Here is a 23,524-nt window from a genome sequence, read left to right as displayed (position 1 = left end):
TAACACAGATTTGACTAATTCCCTTTAAAGAAATATTTAACTGGATTTCGTATTTACAGCACTTTCTTTATCAGTTTCGCTATTTAATTGTCTAGAAACTTCGCTTCCAGCAAAAGCACAAGCTGAACAAACAACAATACCACCCACTACTTGTAATTCTTCTCAACCCATAAGTAAAAATGATCAAACATTTGGAGGAATCAATGAATTTTATTTTATTTTCCAAATTCTTGTTTAAAGGTTAAAATTGCGAAAAAAATGCAAATTAGTCGAACACTGAATTTCTCTAATTTTTGAATATTATGGGTTTAACAGTAGGCAAAAGAGAAATCCTGATAGGCGTTGCCATTTCTTTAGTATGTTTGGGCTACAAAGCTTCAGAATATATAGGTTATATCAATGAAAAACGTCAGTGAGAAAACTATGTTAGAACAATGCAGAAAAATAGGGAAAGACTGAGAACTGGAGCAATTGAAAACGAACCAAAAAGGAAATAAACTATTTTTTAACTTCTTGATTCCTTTTCTTATTTTCAGTACAGTGTTCTAGATAAACTTCAAAATCTTTTTGCCTATCACTTTTTCAGTATACATTCACTTGATGAGAACACCAAATCTTTAATTTAGTAGCTGTCACATCATTTCTCAAGAGATCTCCTCTTTCTTTATTTCCAACGTTTTTCTTGAGGCTAATCGTTTTAGTATTCAAAAGATTCTTATAAGCATCCACTTTATGCTGTCAGACTTTATCATCAGCTTCTAAATCCAATAATTGATATCCCTGAGATAAAGCGTGTTTAGCAAAGTTCTCAGGTTTAGTACATATTTTCCTAGCTAACTCAAAATCAGAGTCACTAGAACCAGAAATATCGTTTCAAAGAATAGAAGAGCATTTCTCTTTTAAGTGGTCAGCATTACTGTAAGAACTCTTGTTCTCTTCAAACCTAACGTCCCAACCATCACTATCATTTGCATCTAATAATTCATATCCTTGTCTAACCAACTCAAACTTAACAAAAGAAGTATTTAAAGTTTTTCCTATAAAAATAGAAATTGCCAAGAAAGCAGCGACAGATAGTGTTTTTATAATTCCGAATGCCATAATCTTATAAATAGTGTATGTAAATTACTCTCTTAATATATATCTCCACCTATTTAAATAGACTTTACAAGAAACTTATCCAATCATGTCAGTATTTAACTGGATATTCTGAAAAAAAGCAATATTTACTTCTGGGATAGTAGGATTATCTCTAACTCCTGTAGCAATAATAAGAAAATATGGATCCGCATCTGAGAATCTAGAGATATCTCCTTTAAAGAAAAACCTAAAACACTTAACAAATAAGTACGCTGAACAATTCACCATACCAGGACTAGCTAAAGAGGTTCTGAAGATGTATGAAATGAAATCAAGTGTTGAAGATGTATTCGCTCAAGACTTGGCTTTAGAAGCTATCAGAAGTTCAGCTCTATATAGACAAGTCTACAAAGAATTCGAGAAAGAAGAAGCAGATGCATTTGAAAAAGCTTTTGAAACCTTCAACACAGGAAACAAGAGCATTCATAAGTTCTTCGACTCTAGAGGAGGTAACAGAGAACACATGAAGAGAAGAGAAATGACAAAGAAAGTCTATGAGTTATTTAAGAAAGAAATTCTTGCTTTTTCTAAAGAGAACTACATACTTCACACTAAATCAGATCAATACAAAGCTATAAAGAGAAGCTACTACTTAGATAAAGAAATAATAGATAAAACCGAAAACTGGAAACACATAGGTTTCTTCCCTGATGAAGATTCCAAATACGATCTAGATCCTAACTTCTTCAACTCCAAATTTGATTTCATAAATTTCGCTCACAAAAAATGATTTGAAGATGTAAGGCCTTTCTACGTATGAATGTCTCTTTGAAAACACAAAGAGAAAGCGCATAAAAGTGAACTTGCTTCTGTATGAGATGAAGCAAAACTAAAAGAAAAAAAAGTAGATTTAAAAGAAGCTTCATATGCTTTCCCTTACTTTGAAACTGATGACAGTAAAGGATTAAGCAGTACTTCTAAATTCAAAAAATTCTTTAAAGACAAAGTAAGTACATATACCAGCAACAGTACTATATTCATCCCTAAAGGTTACACAGATGACTCAGCAACTGCCATCTTTGTAGAAAGCAAAAACATGTACAGCAACTTGTACATTAAGTTCGCAGCTGCAGCTAACTACAAATATCAGAAGAAGTTAGAGAAGTTGCAAAATTCATCAAGCAACGGCAAAAACATAAATGAATTTCAAAAAAGCCAAAACTCAGATGTTGAGAGTTATAAACAGCCAACTGAATTATTCTTCTTCGATAAAGCTGGGGGAGGAGAAAACAAGGCTAAGATTCCAATTCTTAAGGACATGATTAAGGACAGTCAGAAACAAACAAAACATGAAGTCGCAGACTTAGTAGAAATTAAAGATACGCCCTGAGTATTTATAAGAAACCAAGCAGGTATACATGCAATAGCTGTTGATCTGGAAAATCTTGATAGTAAAAAAACTTCTGGAACATCAATAAATGATGCATATCATCACTTCCAATACAGAACACTTCAATTAGTCTACAAAAGAAAACTAGAAATAACTCAAACCTTAGACATACAAGTTGATAGCGTCTTTAAATCATTCAAAGACTATCTAGAACAAAACTTCAACAAACTAATCCTTAAATACTTATTCTCATTAACAAACAACAAATTCTTCGGCGCTTCCTATTCAACAGTAATTAATGATTTCAAAGATGCTTTCCAAAAAATGGAAGATCTTGAAATGCTGAGAAACAAATATCTATTCAGAATCAAACTAAGAGAATCTCTTCTATCCACCTATGCAAAAACATCCTGAGAAGTTAAAGACGAAGATAGAAAGAAAAAATTTGATCATCCAAAAGTTGAAGAGGGTTTAGCTGGTATGTTGCCCTATGATCTAAAAACTACAAATCCAACAGCAAATCAAGATAATTTTGTTTTCGAAGAATTAGAAAAACTCTATGATTTTGATTTCTTTAAACCAAAACCTGCACCTGCTAAAGTCAACAACGGCAACGAAGATAAATCCCTTCTAGGACAATACAAAAAAACAGAAAAAGAGTACCACCAAAAAATAGATCAATATGTTGAAAAATTAAACCTACTTCTTGACCAAGAAAACTCAAGCCTAGCTTCAGACCGTATCTTTAGTAACAACTACCATTGAAACAGCATAACTGACCAATTCCTAGAAAAAACAGAACTATTCAACGAATTTCTATTCAAATACCTAATGAAAACTGACTACCTAGGTAAATCTACTCTAGGTAATAAAGGTTTCATCTCAACATCAGGAGATGAGGCAGATTTTTCTTTCCTTATTCCTGCAGATTATAAAAATGCAACTGAGGATAACAATTTCTTAGAAGGAATAGAAAGTCCTGAAGACCAAGACAAAACAAAAAAATTATTCGGAAAAATAGATGAATCAGCTATTCAAAGCTATTACTCAAAACAACTTCTAGAAAAAGAAAATGTAACTCCTTGAGATGCCGTTAAGTATTCAGGGGAGTTGTTAGGGGAGTTAAACGGAAATGACGATTCTGCAAAAAAAGATGAATTAAGAAAAAAACTACACAAACTGGCAAAACAATCCTTTGAAGAAAAATTTGTTTTTGGAGTAGACAATTTCAGAAGCAGACACTACAAATTCTTGACTTCTCTAACCTACCTAATTAGGGACGGCTTTAAAGGATTTAGAAACTATGTTTCTTCTCAAATCTCATATGATGTAGATTCATACATCCTATTCTCCAATATAAAAATAGATAAACATCAAGTAAACCTGCCAGAAAACTCATTCTCTAATCCTTTCTTAAAAAACATTAACGATAATACAGAATTCAAAAAAGATATTCCCAACATAAATAAATATCTAAGTTCAGTTACATTCAAAGACAGCAAATCAAAAGTAAGTGATGGATTTATATATAGAGGTCTTTACAGCTCTAAGAGCAGCTTAGGGCTAAGCAAAGAAGATAGAGATTCTTTAAATGCAAACTCTTTATACAGATACGGAGATTCTGCTGAACAAATGAACAAATATGTATTGGACAAAATAACAACAGACGCTGAATTTAAAAAAGTAGTTCAAGCAATAAAGTCTGCTACTAAGAGTGATGCTACTGACTGAGTTGAAGCTTTAGAAAAAGATCAGATTTACATTGAAAGTACAAGTGGAAGTACAACGACTTCAGAAATCCGAACTTTAACTCTTCAAGAAAAGAAAAATCTATTATCTGCTGTCTTAAACAACGTAAAAACCAACATAACCAGCGACAAAATCCCGAAAGATAAATACAAAACAACATTCTTAGTAGATCCAGCAAATAACTACAACTCTACTGGCACAAAACACGAAAAAAAATCCTCCGGAAATGATCACGAAGAAAAATTCGGAAAAGAAAAATATTTCAAAAATAAAGAAGAAGTAAAAACATCAGACCAAACAGAAAAATTCAAACTATTCCAAATCAACCAACAAAATTTATCAAGCGCAACAGAATTTAAAAACTTCGGAAACAATAAACTAAGCAGAGATGTCTTCTGAGCCTGAGTATTAAACACAGCACTTATCTCAGAAGTACAAGATTTAGCCGTAAAAGATTTGGGCTCAAGTACAGATAAGATAGCGCCTTATGATCATAAATGGGTAGAATCAGGTAAGGATCAATTCATAAAAAAATAATCGATTATGCCAGAGGATTGCATATTCTGTAAGATAGCTGCTGACACGCCCAATAACTTTGTGGCTGAATCAGAAAAAGCATTTGCAATACTAGACATTAAGCCAATAACTAAAGGACACACGCTAGTAATTCCTAAAAAGCACTTTGCTAATCTATCAGTCACAGATGACGATTATCTAAAAGATGTAATCGTTCTAGCTAAACAAGTAGCTAAACAACTCAAAGAAATGTATCCTGATATAAAAGGATTTAATTACATTTCTAATCAAGGAAAAGAAGCAAAACAGGTTATATTTCACCTGCATTTGCATGTCATTCCGAAATATTAACTTTTCTTAGAATTAAAAATAAAGACCTCCCACATGTCAGATAAAGAAAATAAAAAAACAGGTGCCGAAAAAGAGGTGACAATAAAAATTGGCGCTAAATTACTAAAAAGACTTGAATCGCAAATTAAGTTACTAAAAGAAATAGGAGTTCCAGAATTCGAGAATATCCACAACGTGGAAGATTTGATATATTTTTACGTTGAACAACTAGCTCTCTCTGAACCTAAGCTCAAAGAAATACATAAAAAAATTGATGATGTTATGAATATATTTGCGGAAAAGGGCGTAAATATGAAAAATATTTTCAATAATTTTACTTTTGATGTTAATACGTGAACAGCGTTGAACGATGAAGATGAAGAAGAGAATAATGATGGAAAAGATGAAAATGATGACGGTTGAGATACAGTCCCAGAAGAAGATAAATAACAGACTAAAACCCTCTATTTTTATATAGAGATGGAAGATTTCAGAAAGTGGGTTCCTAATCTGCTGACAATCAGCAGATTGTTGTTTACGCCTGTAGTATTAATACTTATAAATGTAAACAGCACAACATCAAATATACTTGCAGGTCTACTATTTCTTTTCTGTTGTGTAACCGATTTCCTAGATGGTTACCTAGCTAGAAAATGGCAAGTAGAAAGTTCATTCGGAAAAACATTTGATCCATTAGCAGATAAGGTACTTATCTTAGGTGCTCTGATTCTCTTCATAGCTCAAAGCAAAGTACTTATATTATTAGCTATATTCCACATAATTAGAGACGTATCTATGGATGTAATGAGGCTATTCTTATACAAAAAAAATAGAATAATTCCCGCTTCCTTTCTAGCTAAATTAAAAACAATTACTCAAATGTTGACTATATTACTGATCATTTTCTCACAAGAAGTATTTAATAACTTGTTCTGACCTAGTGACCTTATGCAATGAATAACATCCTCAATACTAGCTGCATCAATGATTTTCTCAATAGTTTCATTCTGAGATTACATAAGAAAAATTCAAACAAATGCAAATTAAGGATATTCCTTAACCGGCTGTATTATTTATATTAAGACATCATAGACAAGGAATTGGATTCTACAATAAAGCTAGTAGACATCATCTACCTTGCCTTATTCTCTTTTGTATTAGTAGCACTAGCTTTTTTATATAGGTGCTTACCCAATAAAAAACTTATCAGTTCTCTATGAAAAAGTAAAAGGGAAGTAAATGCATCAGAATATGACATATTTGTACATCAATTATCACACGCACTAAAGTGAATGTCCAACAATAAAGTTGGCGCGCTAATAGTTATAGAAAGAGAACAGAATCTACAGAAATACGTATTACTAGGTTACGAAATAAAAGCCAAATTAACTTCAGAATTTCTAATAACTATCTTCAGTAACAAACAGTCTGCTTTACATGACGGAGGAGTAATAATAAGAGGTTATGACATTGCTTCTATCTCAAGTTACTTCCCAGTTACCCAAACTAGATTAATTACTACTTTTGGTGCAAGACACAGAGCATCTGCAGGTCTTACAGAAAACACAGATGCTATAGCTTTTGTAGTATCAGAAACAACAGGTAGAGTTTCATATAGCTCCAAAGGAGAATTGCATGAAATGAACTCATCAGATATAGATTCTCTATCTGATGAAATCTCTAAAATACTGAATTTCTATGTCTCTTAATACTCATCACAAAAAAATTAATTGCTGCTGTTATATTAGAATTTTAAGAAGGTAATCATGGGCGAATCTGTATGTTTAGGAAGAAGATTCGCAAGGAGGAAGCAACATATGACTCTAAAGTAGAGTCAGTAGTAGAAAAGATCAATTTTCTCTACCAAGAGAAGAACGATTTAGGAATAAAAACACTTTTAAAGAACCAACCGATCAACTTACTAGTCGATGCACTAGAAAAAATAGATTCTGAAAATGTAGCAATTAGATTTCTAATTGTTGCCCAAAAAATGAAAATGGGAGAACTATTTCTCTCATTTGGAGAAGCGCTACAACTGAGAATACTAAACACCATGAAGTCTGGTGTTATCACTCACCTTCTAGAAGACCTTAACTCAGACGATGTGTATGAAATATTTGCAGCAGCTACAGTACCTATACAAAGAAAGATAATTTTCAACGCCTCCAAAAGACTTAAAGAAGAAATCAAACAACTTAAATCCTTTGATTTCGCAGAAGTCGGATCAATTATGAACGTTACCTATCTATCTCTCAGTGAAAACATGAGCGTCTCAGAGGCAATAGATTTCCTTAAAAAACATAAAGCAGAATTTGATATCTCAGAAGAAATATTCGTAGTTAATTCAAATGGAGTAATAGTAGGTCAAGTAAACACGCAAAAGCTATTCTTTCTATACCTAGATAAATGCTCTACAAATAATTCAGAAATAAATATAGGAGAGATAACAGAAAAATCATTTATGTCAGTCTCAGAAAGAGATGACATAGATATAGTCTCTGACTTATTCAGAAAATATAGCATCAAAACATTAGCAGTAATCAACAACGAATCCAAACTAGTTGGAATCATAGACTATCAGGACGTAATACCAGAAATACTAGATAGCAATATAGAAGATGTTCACAAGTTCTATGGTATTAAGGAAACCAAAAGATCATATCTAAATAGCTCAATCCTAGAGATTGTTAAATCTAGGATTACATGCCTAATAATCATGTTATTTGTGGCAACTATAACTACCTTTGCCATAGATAAATTTGAAAGCTTAGGTGTTATGTATACAGCCGGTATATCTACTGCCATATTGGTACCAATAATACCAATAATTACTGATATGTGTGGTAATACAGGTTCTCAGACTACTGCAACAGTAATACAGGCTTATTCATTAGGAGAATTAAAGGAATCAGATTTCTGGAAAGTCGTCAAGAAAGAATTAAAAGTTGCAACAGTCATAGGAGCTATATTGGCTGTCTGTAACTTTGTAAGACTTTTTTTCTACTTCATAGTTACGACAAAAACTGATTTATCTGGGTTTCAAGCTAAAGTTCATACTGGCACAAATACTTCTGACAAATTAAATCCAATGAATGTCTACTTAATAAGCCTAGTAGGAGCAGCAGCTTCTTCACTGTCTCTATGATTAGTAGTTATCTTCTCTAAATTCTTTGGAGTTCTAATACCATGCTTAGCTATTAAATTTAATCTGGACCCAGCATCAGTATCAGCTCCTCTACTAACTACTGTATTAGACACAATAGCATCAATTATTTTCTTTGGAATAGGAGTCTTACTACTCCACTTTGCTATAAGTGGAATTCTTGGTGTAACAATTACTGGAGGTAAATTAAGTACTTAAGGTCTTTCTTTAACAAATCATCTAACCATAGTGTTTCAAGCTTCTTCACTATCTTCATCATAGTTCATCTTATTTATTATTTCTTTAGCTGTTTTCTTAACAATACTTATCTTTCTTTCCAATATAGAATTGTCATATTTAAAAATACTTGTACTCCCAATAATATTCTCTAAATTTATCTCTCCCTTAAAAAATCTATAGTTAACTATTCTCATTTCTCATATTTCATGATCTTCATCACTATTCTCTTCCATATTTAAAAAACTAAAACCTAGCTTTTTAGCCCTCTCTTTTATCCTGTGTGGAACTACACATCACTTCTTGGCCTGAATATAAACTTCATTACTTACATCATCACACTTAATCTTCAATATCTTCCTTGATTTTTTCTTTAGCTTGATAGATATGTACCTATCAACCAATCTATTTTCTGTCTTTATAAACTTAGGATTATGCTCTTGCTTTCTATAGACTTCAGCTATCTCTTCTCAAACCTTATCTTGATTAAAAACTCTTTTTACAAGCTTAAATCCCTCTTTTCTTAACCTCTTACCTACACGTATCTGTTTGTTTCAAAATAAGCCCAAAACAGGTTTATTCTGCAATAAATATGGTGGAAACTATGGGATTTGAACCCATGCACAAAAATTATTTTGTCTAACACATTAGCAGTGTGTCCCCTTGAGCCTCTTGGGTAAGTTTCCGCTATCTTAATTTTATTTATTGAACTTTTAAACTTATCCTATTAATTAATACATATATTTATCATTTAATTTACTTACTTTGTTCCCGCTTCTTCTATAGCTCTTCTTAGATCTTTAGTTTCTTTTAGTTTTTTCTGAACATTAACTTCAACGCAGACTGACTTAAATGTTTTGTAATGCGCTATATAAGCTTTATCTTCATACAATTTCTCATTTAAAGTTTTGTCACATCAATCTTTATATTCTTGAGCTGTAACAGTTTGCGCTTGATTAATGCCTGGTTTAACATAGGACTTTACGTTAAAATCGCCTTTTCATAATTCTTTTATTTCATCCCATGCTCCATTTGCATTTACATCTGAACTAGATTCTTTTTTCCAGCTTTCTCCATACATCTTTTCTATTCTTCCTTTTATTGTGTCGTAACCCAAAGGTTTGCATCATCAAGTTAATTGACTATAAATAGCTACACCTTCAACTTTTGAAGTATCAAGATTCAAATTTTCTGTACATCATTTTTTGAGTCTGGGAAACCCATCATTAGCCTTTGTTGTCTGTATATAAGGAGTTTGTTTTGGTTCAGCAGAATTGATGATCTCTAAAAAATCAAAAGAAAATCTATAAATAGAAAAAATTACTTTATATTGGTTATCATCCTTAATTCAATCTTTATAACCAAGCCTTCTTAGTCTAGATTCAACTTTTATAGGTTGACGATCAGAACAATACTTTACTAAATTAGATTTATTTTTCTTTCAAAGAGAGTAGGAATAGGCGGAGTTTAGTAAATTTTCGCATCAAGTTTGTATTTTGGAATAATCAGTTTCAATATTATTGCTGTCAATACCATCTATATCTTTTGATATTTCACTTTTGAAATCTAAAAAAATAGCTTTATAAGCATTTTTCTTATTTTCTTCTCCCGAAATAGATGAAATAAAGGCAATTCCCTCTTTTTCTAAAGCTTCTTTTAAAGTTTTAGGAATAGAAGAATTGTATGCATAGCCCCCCCCCACCGCCTAAAATGCCACCTGCGGCTAACGCAGTACTAAATTTGGATGCAAAGTATTTCTTCAAACTATTTTTTCAAAAAAATGTAACTTAGAAATTTAAGAAAACTTCCAATAATTTAGATTGCATCTAATGTTTGATTTAAATAACCTGTAACTACAAAAAAATATTTTGTCCGTGTTTCGTTTCTAATTTCTTAATTTACTGCGCTTCCTCTATTGCCTGTCTTAAGTTTTTGGTTGTTTTCAATTTTTGTTGAACCTTTAAATCCACGCAGACTGATTTGGCTATTTTGTAGTGTATTTGATATGATGACGCTGCATACAATTTTGCATCTAGAGTTGTTTCGCATCATTTTTTATACTTATCAGCTGAAATAGTGGCAGCCATACTTTCTGATGCATCATTAATATAAGATTTGGCGTGTGCATCATTATCTCATAATTTTTTTATCTCGCTTCATGAACTGCCATCATCAGTACTATCGCTAGATTCTTTTTTTCACTTGTTGTCATACATCTTATCTATTCTCCCTTGTATTGTGCTGTAGCCTAAGGGTTTGCAGTATCAAGTCAATTGGCTATAAACTGCCATATCTTGAACTTCTGAAGTTAGAAGATTTAAGTTTGTAGTGCATCATTTTTTTAATCTTTGGTATCCTTTTTCTGGTGTCGTATTTATTTTGTGTTCTTCTTCTCCTGATGCTTTAATTGAATTAACAATTGCCAAAAACTCAGGGGAAAATCTATAGATCGCAAAAATAACCTTATAAGATTCCTCCTCGCTAGTAGTATCGTCCTTAATTCAACCGTCATGACCTACCCTCTTTAATCAAGACTCGACCTTTATTGGCTTACGATCTGAACAATACTTGACTAAATGAGGTTTGTTTTGCTTTCAGCTGGAATAAGAGTATGCTGAATTTAATAGCTTTTGGCATCAAGTTTGTATTTTGGAATAAGCATCATCCGCTTTATTAGTATTTGAAATATCAGTAATAACCTTCGTTATTTCAGAAGAATGATCTAAAAAAATAGCTTTATAAGCGTTATCTTTCTGATTTTGATCTTCAATAGACTCAACAAAAAATATCCCCTCTCTTTCTAAAGCTTCTTGTAAAGTTTTAGGAATAGAAGAATTGTATGCATAGCCCCCCCACCGCCTAAAATGCCACCTGCGGCTAACGCAGTACTAAATTTGGATGCAAAATACTTTTTCAAATCTTTTTATGACTATAAAGTTCATGAATTTAAGATAAATTCAAGTAATTAAGATTCAACCTCTTTTTCAGTAAAAACTACCTTAACCACTAAAGAATATTTTTATGTAAAGTTAATCCATCTAATTTTCAAAGTCTAAAAATGCACATTACAAAAATTGATTTAATTTGTATTTGCTTCTTCTATTGCTTTTCTTAAATCTTTAGTTGTCTTTAATTTTTCCTGAACCTTAAATTTGACGCAAACTGATTTAGCAGATTTGTAATGTGCTATATAAGCTTTATCTGCATGCAATTTCTCATTTAAAGTTTTTTCACATCAATTCTTATATTCTTCAGCCGTAAGGGTGTCGCTTTTTTTATAACCTTGCTTAACATAGGAATTTACGTCAAAATCGCTAGCCCATAGATCTTTTATTTTTTCTCATTCTCCGTCAGTTCCTGTGTTTGTGCTAGATTCTTTTTCTCACTTACCGTCATACATCTTTTCGATTCTCTTTTCTATCGTGTCATAACCCAAAGGTTTGCATCATCAAGTTAATTGACTATAAATAGTTAAGTCTTCAACCTCAGAAGTTAAACGACTTAAATTTTCAGTACATCATGTTTGGAGTCTAGGATATCCTTCATCCGCCTTGGTTGTTTGTTGTTGCTCTACCCCTTTAGGATCGGCAGATTTAATAATCTTTAAAAAATCAAAAGAAAATCTATAAATAGAAAAAATTACTTTATATTCTTCAACGCTCTTATCGCTATCTTTAATTCAACCTGTCTGTCCTATCCTTCTTAACCAAGATTCAACCTTTATAGGCTTACGATCTGAACAATACTTGACTAAACTGGATTTATTTTTCTTTCAATTGGAATGAGAATATTTTTCTTTTAGTAATTTATTGCACCATTCTTTTATTTTGGAGTAATCAGACTCAACATTTGTTTTGTCTTTAAGATCATTTATATCTTTTGATATTTCGTTTTTGTAATCTAAAAAAATAGCTTTATAAGCGTTACCTTTCTGATTTTGATCTTCAATAGACTCAATAAAAGCTATCCCTTCTCTTTCTAAAGCTTCTTGTAAGGTTTTCGGAAAATATTGATTATAGGCAGTAACACCCCCCCCGCCTAAAGCTCCACCTGCAGCCAATGCGGTACTTAACTTGGATGCAAAATATTTCTTCAAACTACTTTTTCTTGGTCTCTAATTCACGTAGTCTGAAAAATTTAAAACAACTTAAAAAAATTAGGATTGAACCTCTTTTTTAATTAGAAGAGTAATATCTACTAGATTACATTTTTTAGAACTTACAAAAATAACAAAGATTGAAATTCAACCTTTCTTTCTTCAGTTCTAATTTAAGTCTTATTTGCCTCTTCTATTGCTTTTCTTAAATCTTTAGTTTCTTTCAATTTCTTTTGAACTTTAAGTTCAACACATACTGATTTAGCTGCTTTGTAATTCTTTACGTATATTCCCTCTTCAGACAACTTTTTATCTAGAATCTCTGAACATCATTTTTTATATTCATCAGCTGAAAGAACAGTGGCTGCATTTGAGTCTGATTTAATATAAGACTTAACATCAAAGTCTTTGTTTCAGAAATCCTTTATTGCATCTCAAGGTTTTCCTGTTTCTGTCTCATTGCTTTCTTCTTTTTTTCAACTTTCTCCATACATTTTTTTAATTCTTCCCTTTACATCATCGTAACCCAAAGGCTTACACCATCAAGTCAGTTGACTATAAAGAATTAGGTCTTGAACATCTGCAGTAAAAAGATTTAAATTCTGAGTACATCATTTTTTAAGTCTAGAATATCCTGTACCAACTTTTTCTGATGCGTAATAATCGTTCTCTCCCGTCTTTTTGGCTGTATTTATGACACCTAGAAAGTTCGAAGAAAATCTATAAACAGCAAAGATTGCTTTGTACTCCTCATCATTTGCCCAATTATTATGACCCAGTCTCCTAAGTCAAGATTCAACCTTTATAGGCTTACGATCTGAGCAATACTTTACTAAATTAGGTTTATTTTTCCTTCAAGCAGAATAGGAGTAAGCCGTGTTTAGTAATTTTGAGCATCACTCTTGAATTTTTGAATAACTATTTTCAAAATTGTCTGTACTGCCAGTTACACTTATGTCGCTTGATATTTCATTTTTGAAATCTGAAAAAATGGATTTGTAAGCATTATTTCTTTCAGTTTCTCCGGCAATAGACTCAATAAAAGCTATCCCTTCTCTTTCTAATGCCTCTTGCAGAGTCTTAGGAAATGAGGAGTTGTATGCGTAACCCCCCCCACCGCCTAAAATTCCACCTGCAGCTAATGCAGTACTAAATTTGGATGCAAAATACTTTCTCAAATTATTTTTTCTTAGCCGCTACTTTTGCTATCGCCTGATTTAAATCAATAGCAAATAATTCAGCTTGTACCTCTTGTTTAACGCAAACTACTTTAGCTACTAAATAATTCTTTTGATAGACGTCATTCTCATGTAGTTTTTTTCTTAAGTTGTCTGTGCAAAACTTCTGATAATCTGATCCTTGTAAGTTTTGACCATTATTTTCTCCTGGCTTAACTACTTTAAAAACAACTTCAGTCATCTGTCAATATCCCTTAATCTGATTTCACTTGCCATTTCCATTATCAGAACTTGTTTCTTCTTCTTTCTCTCAACCAGGATGTTCCTGTTTAATTCTCTCTTCAACTGTAGTTTTCTCTAAAGGTTGGCACCATCAAACAAGTCGGTTATATAAACCTTCAAAATCTTCAACCTCTTTAGTTTTTTTAGATAACTGTTCCTCGCAATATTTCTTTAATCTTTCAGATCCTGTATCTACCGCTGTATCCTTATTGTGCTTACTTTCTTCTTTTTCTACTTTATTTATCTCTTCTAAAAAGGGATCATAATACCTATAAACGGCAAACATAATCTTGTAAGAATCATCATCATTGCTTTTATTCTTTATCCATAAATCCTTATTAATCCCTAATTTTTGTAAATGAGCTTCTACAGTTACTGGTCTAGTGTCTTCACAATACTTAATTATTTTTTCCCTTTCTTTATTTGCTGCTTCCCCTCATTTCTTATAAGGTTTTCCTAATTCAGATTTACATCACTCTTGTATCTTGTTTCAATTATTATCAGCATTAGAGTCGCTAATGTCATCGCCAATTCCACTATCTTTATAAGAAAGATATATTGCTTTGTATGCATTAGATTTTTCATCTTCATTATTAATAGATTCAATAAAAGAAAAACCTTCTCATTCAAGACCTTCTTGTCAATTTCTAGGAGTTGTATGTTTATAAGCTGCTACTCCGCCGCCTCCTAGCGCCCCTCCAGTTACTAATGCAGCTCCTGCTTTAGGTAAAAATGAAGGTTTCAATTATTTTCTAGTTTCCTCTTCTACTTTCTCCACTGCTGTAGCTAAATCAAACTCAAATAATTTTGATTGAACTTTTTCTTCTACACAGACTACCTTAGCGACTAAATGAGTTTGTTGATAAACATTACTATCGTATAAATTCTTTTTTAAATTTTCCTCGCATCAAGTTTTGTATTCCTGGCCAGTCAACTTTGTGCCATCTGTAGAATCAGACTTAACAACTGAAAATACTTCTTGAGTCAACTGCCAATATCCCTTTATCTTGTCTCAAGGTTTGCCATCATCGGTTTCAGTAGAAGACTCTTTATTTCACTTAGGAAGATCATGTTTAATTTTGTTTTCAACTGTTTTGTACCCTAACGGTTGACATCATCAAGAAAGATGGTTATATAACTCTTCAAAATTTTCTACATCCTTTGTCTGTCTAGATAAATTCGTTTCACATCATGTCTTTAATCTTTGATATCCTTTGTCAACTGTAGTTGTATTGGTATATTTCTCAGATTCAGTTCCATTTATTTCACTTAAGAAATTATCGTGATATCTATAAACAACGAAGATAGTTTTATAAAAATCCGTTTGTTCACTTTCTGTTTTATTCTTAATTCATAAATCCTTATTAGTCCCCAACTTCTGCAGATGAGCTTCTACAGTTACTGGTCTAGTATCTTCACAATACTTAATTAATTTCTTTCTTTCTTCTTCTGATTCAGCACTTAATTTCTTAAAAGGCTTTTGTAACTCCTGTTGACACCATTGTTGTATTTTTTGTCATGTATTTTCTGAAGTAGCTTCTGAAATATCAGCTGAAATACTATCTTGATAGGAAATGTATACAGCTTTATAAGCATTTTGTTTATGAGTTGCATCCTGAATAGATTCAATAAAAGATAATCCCTCTCACTCTAAACCTTCTTTTCAATTTTTAGGAGTTGTTTTGCTGTAAATAACTGCTCCTCCTCCACCAAAAGCGCCACCCACAGCTAATGCGCCTCCTGCTTTAGGGATAAAACTAGCTTTCACTAGAGGATTTAAGAGACTCTTGCAAACTCTTCGTAGTAAGATTATTTTGCACTTTTTGTTCTACGCAAACTACCTTAGCTACTAAATAATCTCTTTTATAAACTTTTGGATCATATATTTTTTTCTTTAATGTGTCTTCACATCAACCTCTGAATTTATCTCCACTTAAAGTAGAACTATTTACTGCTTCTTCATTATTGCCTACTGCCTTATAGACTTCTGGAGTTGCCTTTCAAAATTCCTTTATCTTCTCTCAATTAGTACCTTGTCCAACTTGAGTTGTCGCTTCTGATTTTCAAGTAGGATGATCTTTATTTATTTTTTCTAAAACTGTTTTGTAACCAAGAGGTCTACACCACCATTCAACCTGGTTATAAAGTGTTTCACCTTCTATCTCTGAAGTGGGTTTTTTTAAACTATTCTCACATCAAGTCTTAAGTCTTTCGTATCCAGAAGAAGCCTCTGTGGTTTCTGAGTAATTAGATTCACTATCTTTCTTAGCCTTATTAATAGCATCTAAGAAAGTTTGGTTGTATTTATATACAGCAAACATAACCTTGTAATCTTCTCCATCTCCTCCTATAAACCCAGAACTGCTAATCCCTCTCTTCTGAAGAACACCTATTAAAGTCTTAGGGGTTATATCTGCACAATACTTAATTACTTTTTCTCTATCTAAAACAATTTCTGGCTTATATTCCTGGTTCAACTCTGCATCACATCACTTCTGTATTTCTTTAATTGCTTCTGTTTCGTTTTTAGAATTATCAATACCTAAATCAACATTTAGAAAATCTTTATTCTCTAAATATATAGCTTTATAGGCATTCTCACTATCTGATGACAGCAAAACTATCCCCTCCCTAGATAGAGCTGCTTTTCAGTCCTTGGGTAAAGATTCATAATAAAGAAAGGTTGATCCACATACAAGTGCAGCAACAGATGATACAGCTCCCACTGCCTTGGGAGCAAAGCTTAGATTCAAAATGTTTATGCGACTTTATCGCTTGCTGTTTTAGATCTCTCTATTGCTTCAACCAAACTTACCTGAAATAAATGTTTCTGTACTTTTTCTTTCACACAAACAACTTTAGCAACTAGGTGTTTCTCCTGATAAATACCGGTCTCAGACAGCTTCTTACTTAAATTTTCTTGGCATCATTTTTTGTAATCTGAACCCTTAAGAGAAGTGCCTTCGCTTGCTTCAGACTTTATAGTCTTAAAAACTAAAGGTGTTTGTTGCCAATAGCCTTTGATTTTGCTTCAATTACTGTTTTCTTCATCCGCATTAGATGCATCTACATCTTCTGATTCTCAACCAGGTAAGTCACCTTTTATTTTTTCTTGGACTGTTGAATAATTAAGTCCTTGACATCATCAAGTTAAGTGGTTATATAGCTTTTGAAGATCCTCTATTTCCTTAACAGATTTAGATAAATTAACAGTACATCAAGTTTTTAATCTTGTATATCCTGTACTTACATCTTGGGTATTTGAATAGTCCTGTTCTGATTCTTCCTTGACAGAATTAATAGCACTTAAAAAATCATCACTATATCTATAAACAGCAAAGATGATCTTATAAGGTTCATCTTGCGAATTAGTTTCTTTATTCTTAATTCATGAAGCCTGTGGCTTTATTTTCTTTAAATGAGCTTCTACAGTTCTAGGAGTCTTATCTTCGCAATATTTAATTATTTTTTCTTTATTTTCAAAATCTTCTGATACATAAGGCTTCTTTAATTCTGTTTGGCATCATGTCTGTATTTTCTGTCAATCTGTTTCTCCTGTTATTCCGGAATTAATAGAACTTATATCTCCTGTATTGTCTAAATATACTGCTCTATATGAATTTTGTTTTTGACTCTCATCTTCAATTGTTTCAATAAATAAAAACCCTTTTCACTCAAGAGCTTCTTGAATATTTTTAGGAGTTGTTTTGTTATAAATAACAGCTCCTCCGCCCCCTAAGATACCACCCGTAGCTAATGCGGCTCCTGTCTTAGAGGAAAAGCCAACTCCAAATTTCAAATTAGTCTGTATTATCCTTGTTTGCTATTGCTTCTTTTAAATTCTTATATTTTCCTAAAACTGCTTGAACCTTAACTTCAACACATACTGATTTAGCAATTAAATATTTTCATTGGTAAATTTGAGAGTCATATATCTTGGCTTTTAAAGTGTTTTCGCATCAAGTTTGATATTTGATGCTATCTATATTAGAGCCATTTATACTCTTTTTTGAATTTTCATCTATTCAAACATAAACTTGTCTTGTCATCTGCCAATATCCCTTAACCTTTGTTCAATCTTTGTTCTCTTCATTCCAACCCGGATAATCATGTTTAATTTTGTCTCTAACTGTTGCTCCATGGTCTAATTTCTTACATCATCAGAAAACATAGTTGTATAAATTCTCGTCCTCTACTAAAGACACTTTAGAAGATAATTTTTCTTCGCATCATTTCTGAAGTCTTTCATAACCAGTATTTGCATCTTCAGAATGGTCATAATCATTTCCATTGCCTTTAACGCTATTTATCTGCTTTAAAAAATCATCATCATACCTATAAATAGCAAAAATAACTTTATAAGCTTCTTCCTTGTTTTGTTTTTGATCCCTGATTCATATTCCTTCTGTAATTCTTTTCAGCCTCCCTTCTACTGTTTTGGGTCTTTGGTCTGAACAATAATTAATTATTTTTTCTCTATTTTTTTCTAAAGTAGATCAAGAATAAGGGGCATTTAACTGTTGATTACATCATGTATCTATTTCTGAATATGCCGCATCTTCTGTATCTTGTTTGATAGCTGCAATATCTTCCTTAATATTGCTTTTATTATCTATATAAACCGCTTTATAAGCTCTATTTTTCTCATTTGTATCTGATATTGAATCAATAAAAGGAATTCCTTCCCTTTCTAAAGCTGCTTGTATATTCTTAGGAACTGTATTGTTGTAAGCTGCAAATCCTCCTGTTCCTAAAATACCTCCTGCTATTAAAGAGCTTCCCAATTTGGGCATGAACTTTATGCCCATAATTATTTAGCTTTGACAGCTTCTATTGCCTCCTTCAAAGACTTTTTCTCTCCTAATTTGTACTGTATTTCTTTATCTGCACAAACAGATTTGGCTATTAAGTATTCTTTTTGGTAGACGTCTTTGTCATAAATATTTTTCTTAAGAGTAGCATCGCATCAGTTTTTATATTTATCATCACTTATATCTTTGCCGTCTGGTGAACTGCTCTTAGAAGTATCTACTACAGAAAAAACTTCAGAAGTATGTTGTCAAATTCCCTTTATGCTTGTCCATTCGCTAGATGCTTTTTTCCATCCAGAATAATCATGCTTAATTTTTTCCTCGACAGTTGTTTCATAATCCAATTTCTTACATCATCAGAAAACATAACTGTATAGATTCTCATCTGCAACTAACGCAACTTCAGATTTGAGATTTTTTTCGCACCAAGTTTGCAATCTTGTGTAACCTGTTTCGGCTTCTGTAGCTTGAGTATGCTTAGTATTTTCATCTCCATTTATAAGATCTAAAAATTTTTGATCATATCTATAAATAGCAAAAATCGCTTTGTAAGCTTCATCTTTCCCATTTGTCTCATCTTTAATTCACTTTTGATCCTCTATTCTTCTTAATCTGCCTTCAACAGTTCTTGGTACCTGATCAGAACAGTAATTAATTATTTTTTCTCTATCTTTATTTAAGGCGGAACCGGAATATTTTTGACTTAGTTTGTCATTACATCATTTTTCTATTTTGGAATATGCCTCGTCTGCTGATGTTGTTACGTTTGAAATATCTGATTTAATAGTTTTTTCATTGTCTATATAAACAGCTTTGTATGCTCTATTCCTTGCATTTTCATCAGAAATAGATTTAATAAAAGGAATTCCCTCTCTTTCTAAAGCTTCCTGAATATTTTTAGGGACAGTATTGTTATAGGCAACGAATCCGCTAACTCCTAAACCTCCTCCAGCAATGAGAGAAGTGCCGAATTTAGGTATAAATTTGATAGCCATAGTTCACCTAACTTAATAGTTAGTATTTGAAAATTTTTAAAAAATTTATTTAACTAATAAACATTTCACTTGAAAAGGGTTAACTAAATGCCAATAATCAAATATTGAATTGATTTACGAACTTAATTTATAAATAGCCAAATTATTTTCCCTTTTAGCTTGAACTATCTTTATTAGCTATCGCATCTCTAACGTTTTTGTGTATCCCTAAAATCTTTTGAACTTTTGCTTCAACACAAACTGATTTAGCCACTAAATAATCTTTTTTATAAATTCCATCGTCATAAAGATTTTTCTTTAATGTTGCTCCGCATCATTCCTTGTATTTATCTTTTTGTATTGTTGTGCCATCAGCTGAATTAAAAGCATTGGAATCAACCAACGAAAAAACATCTTTTGTGTGCTGTCATAAACCTTTTATAGTCTCTCAATCTTGCTCTCCGGCTTGAATTCAATTTGTATAATCATGCTTTATTTTTTCTTTAACGGTTGTTTTATAGCCAATAGGTTTACATCACCAAAAAACATAGCTGTACAAATTATCGTCTTTAACAATTTCTACTTCCGAAAGTAACTGTTTTTCGCATCAAGTTTTTAATAATGAAAAACCTTCTTGTGATGTCGTAGAAGACGAATAACTTTTTGATTGATCTTTATTTATCTGTGCTAAAAACGTTTGATCATATCTATAAACAGCAAAAATAGTTTTGTAAGCTTCATCAGCTCCACTTGTTTCGTCCTTAATTCATTTTTGATCCTGAATTCTCTGCAATCTTCCCTCAACAGTCCTTGGAACCTGATCCGCGCAATATTTGATTATTTTTTCCTTATTGTTTTTTAAGTAAGATCAGGAATAAGAAGAATCTAATTGGCCGTCGCATCAAGTAGATATTTGCGAAAAAGAATTTTCTTTTGTTGACTGTCCATTTATCTCATTAATAGTTGTTTTTATGTCACCTTTATTGTCTACATAAACAGCTTTGTAAGCCCTATTCTTTGCGCCTTCATCAGAGATAGATCTAATAAAAGGAATACCTTCTCTTTCCAAAGCATCTTGTATGTTCTTAGGAACTGTGTTGTTATAAGCTAAAGTTCCTCCGGCGCCTAATGAACCGCCAGCAACTAAAGCGGTTCCTAGTTTGGGCGCAAATTTAAGACCCATACTTATTTACCATTAGCTTTATAAGCTTCTATTCCCTCCTTCAAAGATTTTTTCTCTCCTAGTTTGTACTGTATTTCTCGCTTTAAACAAACAGATTTAGCTACTAAATATTCTTTTTGATAGACGCCTTTGTCAAAAATTTTCTTGGCAAGAATTCCTCTACATCAATTCAAATATTGTGTAGCTCCTATATCAGTTCCATTATTTTTGCTAGTGTAGGAAGGATTTACAACTGAAAAAACGTCATAAGTATGTTGCCACAAACCTTTTATTGAATCTCAAGGATCTCCTGAATTTGTTCCAGAAGTTTCAGACTCTTTTTCTCATCCAGGATAATCATGCTGAATTTTTTCTTCAACCGTTGTCTCATAATCTAATTTCTTGCATCATCAGAAAACATAACTGTATAGATTTTCATCTTCAACTAACTTAACTTCAGACACAAAATTTGTTTCGCATCAAGTTTTCAAAGTTTCATATCCTTTTTCAGCATCTGTATTAACATCGTTAGCTGATTCACTTCCCTTTACAGAATTGATCTGCGCTAAAAAAGTTTTGTCATACCTATAAATAGCAAAGATAGCTTTATATGCTTCATCTTTCTTATCCGCCTCATCTTTGATTCACTTTTGATCCTTAATTCTTTGAAGCCTCCCTTCAACAGTTCTTGGTACTTGATCTGAACAATATTTAATTATTTTTTCTTGATTTGCTTTTAGAACAGATCTAGAATAAGCGGAATTTAACTGGCCATTACATCATTCAGATATTTTGGAATATGCAACATCTGCTGATGTTTTTGCTTCTGAAATATCTGTTTCAATACTACTTTTATTATCTAAATAAACAGCTTTGTAAGCTCTATTCTTTGCATCTACATCAGAAATCGATTTAATAAAAGGAACTCCTTCTCTTTCTAAAGCTTCCTGAATATTTTTTGGAATTGTATTGTTATAAGCTAATGTTCCTCCAGCGCCTAATGAACCACCAGCAACCAAAGCAGTTCCCAGTTTGGGCATAAATTTAAAACTCATAACTAATTTTTCTTACTTGCCTCTATTGCTTTTTGAAGAGACTGTTCAGAACCTAACTTAACCTGTATAGTTTGCTTTACACAGACAGATTTAACTATTAAGTAATCTCTTTGGTAAACATCATTTTCGTAAAGTTTTTTATTTAATTTATCTTTGCATCAATTCATATACTGAGTAGGCTGTATGTTTTTTCCATCTGACTTACTCGACTTAGAAGGATCCACAACAGAAAAAACTTCACGAGTCATCTGCCAATATCCCTTTATTAAAGCTCATGGTTGTCCTTGATCTGTTCCAGAACTGTCTAGTTCTTCCTCTCAACCAGGAAAACTCTTACTTAATTTTTCTTTTACTGTTTTGTATCCTAAAAGTTTACATCATCAAGAAACATAACTGTAAAGATTAGGATCAGTTACTTCTTTAGTTTTTTTAGAAAGATTTTCAGAGCATCATTTTTTTAATCCATCTTTGCCTTCATCTACTGATGTTGATTGGTTGTATTTATTTGTCTCTGAACCATTAATTTCCTTTAGAAAAACTGGACTATATCTATAAATAGCAAAAATAACTTTGTAATCTTCATCTGCATTTGTTTCATCTTTAAGCCATTTTTCTTGACTATCCAATATTCTTTTAAGAGCCCCTTCAACTGTAATTGGCCTCTTATCTTCACAATATTTGAGTATCTTTTCTAAAGTGTTTTGATCATTTCTTACGAATTTTTCATTTAATTTAGTTTCACATCATTTTTTTATTTTTTTAAAAGCTGTAGACTCATCTTCCGAATCAGTAATTTCAGAAATATCATTTTTGATATTGGATTTATTATCCAAATAAACAGCTTTGTAAGCCTTTTCTTGTTTAACTTCTTCCTCTATAGACAAAATAAAAAAATGCCCTTCTCACTGTAATGCTTCCTGTCAAGTTCTAGGAATAGAATTACTGTAAATAACAGCCCCTCCGCCTCCAAAAACGCCGCCAGCTGCTAATGCACTTCCTGCTTTAGGAAGAAAAGATGCTTTCAAATTTGAAAAAATTTCGAGGAATTTTATGTTTATTAGTGAAATAAGAAAATCTATTTAGCAAAAAGACAAAATGAAAATGATCCGATTATTCAAATTTTTATAAAAAATACAAAGTTAAAAATCCTTCTCTGTTGACCAATTTGAAAGCTTTTTAGCAAATTTTTAATAAAAATATATAAAAAAACACTTACTACGAAATTTTAAATTTACACCTCTATATAAAGTTAATTTTTCAAACCAATAATAAATAGGGCGTGTTTGTTGTTTTATGGTTTCAACTGCATTTTTTATGTACTAAAACTTAAAAAACTCTATTTCCAACCCAAACTTCCTAATTTTTGAGCCCAAAAAAAATCGAAATCAAAAGAAGGGTGTATAAGGGGGGGGTTGAATATGGAAAAGACTGGATGAAGTCGTTCAATTCATCAGAGGCTTTAGTTTTGACGATAAAAAATACACAAGTTCAGGTTACCCAATAGTAAAGGTACTAAATATCC

At 32.0% G+C, this 23,524-nt stretch carries 23 protein-coding genes and 1 tRNA gene; 7 read left to right on the top strand and 17 right to left on the bottom strand.

Annotation, left to right across the window (positions count from 1 at the left end):
• Positions 1–36: 36 nt before the first annotated feature.
• Positions 37–204: a hypothetical protein gene (locus tag H6411_RS04690; protein ID WP_216083486.1), complete on the bottom strand. Its 168-nt coding sequence runs from the start codon at positions 202–204 to the stop codon at positions 37–39.
• 98 nt (positions 205–302) lie between these two features.
• On the opposite strand from H6411_RS04690, the gene H6411_RS04685 reads away from it, so the two are divergent.
• Positions 303–497, top strand: coding sequence for a hypothetical protein (locus H6411_RS04685; protein ID WP_216083485.1), 195 nt, complete (start codon positions 303–305; stop codon positions 495–497).
• Position 498: 1 nt separating this feature from the next.
• Here H6411_RS04685 and H6411_RS04680 read toward each other — a convergent pair whose 3' ends face one another.
• Positions 499–1,101 carry a hypothetical protein gene (locus H6411_RS04680; RefSeq protein ID WP_216083484.1) on the bottom strand — a complete coding sequence of 201 codons (603 nt, stop codon included), beginning with the start codon at positions 1,099–1,101 and terminating at the stop codon, positions 499–501.
• 85 nt (positions 1,102–1,186) lie between these two features.
• On the opposite strand from H6411_RS04680, the gene H6411_RS04675 reads away from it, so the two are divergent.
• From H6411_RS04675 to H6411_RS04650, 6 genes are all read left to right on the top strand, one after another.
• Positions 1,187–4,756: a DUF3713 domain-containing protein gene (locus H6411_RS04675; RefSeq protein ID WP_216083483.1), complete on the top strand. Its 3,570-nt coding sequence runs from the start codon at positions 1,187–1,189 to the stop codon at positions 4,754–4,756.
• A gap of 6 nt (positions 4,757–4,762) precedes the next feature.
• Complete coding sequence (locus tag H6411_RS04670) at positions 4,763–5,086, top strand: HIT family protein (RefSeq protein WP_216083482.1); 324 nt, start codon at positions 4,763–4,765, stop codon at positions 5,084–5,086.
• 33 nt (positions 5,087–5,119) lie between these two features.
• Positions 5,120–5,515 carry a cytochrome P450 gene (locus tag H6411_RS04665; RefSeq protein ID WP_216083481.1) on the top strand — a complete coding sequence of 132 codons (396 nt, stop codon included), beginning with the start codon at positions 5,120–5,122 and terminating at the stop codon, positions 5,513–5,515.
• 30 nt (positions 5,516–5,545) lie between these two features.
• On the top strand, positions 5,546–6,112 hold the full coding sequence (gene pgsA, locus H6411_RS04660) for a CDP-diacylglycerol--glycerol-3-phosphate 3-phosphatidyltransferase (RefSeq protein WP_216083480.1): 567 nt from the start codon (positions 5,546–5,548) through the stop codon (positions 6,110–6,112).
• Positions 6,113–6,357: 245 nt separating this feature from the next.
• Positions 6,358–6,774, top strand: coding sequence for a diadenylate cyclase (locus H6411_RS04655; protein ID WP_246307757.1), 417 nt, complete (start codon positions 6,358–6,360; stop codon positions 6,772–6,774).
• A 71-nt stretch (positions 6,775–6,845) separates the two neighbouring features.
• On the top strand, positions 6,846–8,426 hold the full coding sequence (locus H6411_RS04650; protein WP_216083479.1) for a magnesium transporter: 1,581 nt from the start codon (positions 6,846–6,848) through the stop codon (positions 8,424–8,426).
• Here H6411_RS04650 and H6411_RS04645 read toward each other — a convergent pair.
• The 15 genes from H6411_RS04645 to H6411_RS04575 form a co-directional block, all read right to left on the bottom strand.
• Positions 8,423–9,013 (bottom strand): hypothetical protein, encoded by a 591-nt coding sequence (locus tag H6411_RS04645; protein ID WP_216083478.1) that lies wholly within the window; start codon positions 9,011–9,013, stop codon positions 8,423–8,425. The genes H6411_RS04650 and H6411_RS04645 overlap by 4 nt on opposite strands.
• A gap of 24 nt (positions 9,014–9,037) precedes the next feature.
• A tRNA-Ser gene (locus H6411_RS04640) sits at positions 9,038–9,130 on the bottom strand.
• 74 nt (positions 9,131–9,204) lie between these two features.
• On the bottom strand, positions 9,205–10,146 hold the full coding sequence (locus H6411_RS04635; RefSeq protein WP_216083477.1) for a hypothetical protein: 942 nt from the start codon (positions 10,144–10,146) through the stop codon (positions 9,205–9,207).
• Positions 10,147–10,342: 196 nt separating this feature from the next.
• A complete protein-coding gene (locus H6411_RS04630) occupies positions 10,343–10,870 on the bottom strand; it encodes a hypothetical protein (RefSeq protein ID WP_216083476.1) in 528 nt (175 codons plus the stop codon).
• Between the two features lie 653 nt (positions 10,871–11,523).
• A complete protein-coding gene (locus H6411_RS04625; RefSeq protein WP_216083475.1) occupies positions 11,524–12,540 on the bottom strand; it encodes a hypothetical protein in 1,017 nt (338 codons plus the stop codon).
• Positions 12,541–12,713: 173 nt separating this feature from the next.
• Positions 12,714–13,718 (bottom strand): hypothetical protein, encoded by a 1,005-nt coding sequence (locus tag H6411_RS04620; RefSeq protein ID WP_216083474.1) that lies wholly within the window; start codon positions 13,716–13,718, stop codon positions 12,714–12,716.
• 1 nt (position 13,719) lies between these two features.
• Positions 13,720–14,745, bottom strand: a complete 1,026-nt coding sequence (locus H6411_RS04615; RefSeq protein ID WP_216083473.1) for a hypothetical protein — start codon at positions 14,743–14,745, stop codon at positions 13,720–13,722.
• A complete protein-coding gene (locus H6411_RS04610; RefSeq protein WP_216083472.1) occupies positions 14,746–15,768 on the bottom strand; it encodes a hypothetical protein in 1,023 nt (340 codons plus the stop codon). It lies immediately after the preceding gene.
• On the bottom strand, positions 15,758–16,753 hold the full coding sequence (locus H6411_RS04605; RefSeq protein WP_216083471.1) for a hypothetical protein: 996 nt from the start codon (positions 16,751–16,753) through the stop codon (positions 15,758–15,760). Before H6411_RS04605 ends, H6411_RS04610 begins: the two co-directional genes overlap by 11 nt.
• Positions 16,754–16,758: 5 nt before the next feature.
• Entirely contained in the window at positions 16,759–17,799 is a 1,041-nt protein-coding gene (locus H6411_RS04600) for a hypothetical protein (protein ID WP_216083470.1), read from the bottom strand.
• A 1-nt stretch (position 17,800) separates the two neighbouring features.
• Positions 17,801–18,793: a hypothetical protein gene (locus H6411_RS04595; protein WP_216083469.1), complete on the bottom strand. Its 993-nt coding sequence runs from the start codon at positions 18,791–18,793 to the stop codon at positions 17,801–17,803.
• A 17-nt stretch (positions 18,794–18,810) separates the two neighbouring features.
• Positions 18,811–19,806, bottom strand: coding sequence for a hypothetical protein (locus tag H6411_RS04590; RefSeq protein ID WP_216083468.1), 996 nt, complete (start codon positions 19,804–19,806; stop codon positions 18,811–18,813).
• 154 nt (positions 19,807–19,960) lie between these two features.
• Positions 19,961–20,968 (bottom strand): hypothetical protein, encoded by a 1,008-nt coding sequence (locus H6411_RS04585; RefSeq protein WP_216083467.1) that lies wholly within the window; start codon positions 20,966–20,968, stop codon positions 19,961–19,963.
• Positions 20,969–20,970: 2 nt separating this feature from the next.
• Positions 20,971–21,987, bottom strand: coding sequence for a replication protein (locus H6411_RS04580; RefSeq protein WP_216083466.1), 1,017 nt, complete (start codon positions 21,985–21,987; stop codon positions 20,971–20,973).
• Between the two features lie 17 nt (positions 21,988–22,004).
• Positions 22,005–23,027, bottom strand: coding sequence for a hypothetical protein (locus tag H6411_RS04575; protein WP_216083465.1), 1,023 nt, complete (start codon positions 23,025–23,027; stop codon positions 22,005–22,007).
• Positions 23,028–23,524: the final 497 nt, after the last annotated feature.

Origin of the sequence: Candidatus Mycoplasma haematohominis (assembly GCF_902712995.1) — a bacterium.
Classification (GTDB): Bacteria; Bacillota_I; Bacilli_A; order Mycoplasmatales; family Mycoplasmoidaceae; genus Eperythrozoon_B; species Eperythrozoon_B haematohominis.
Note: the sequence above shows the minus strand (reverse complement) of the source record. Positions and strands in the feature narration are given on the sequence as shown.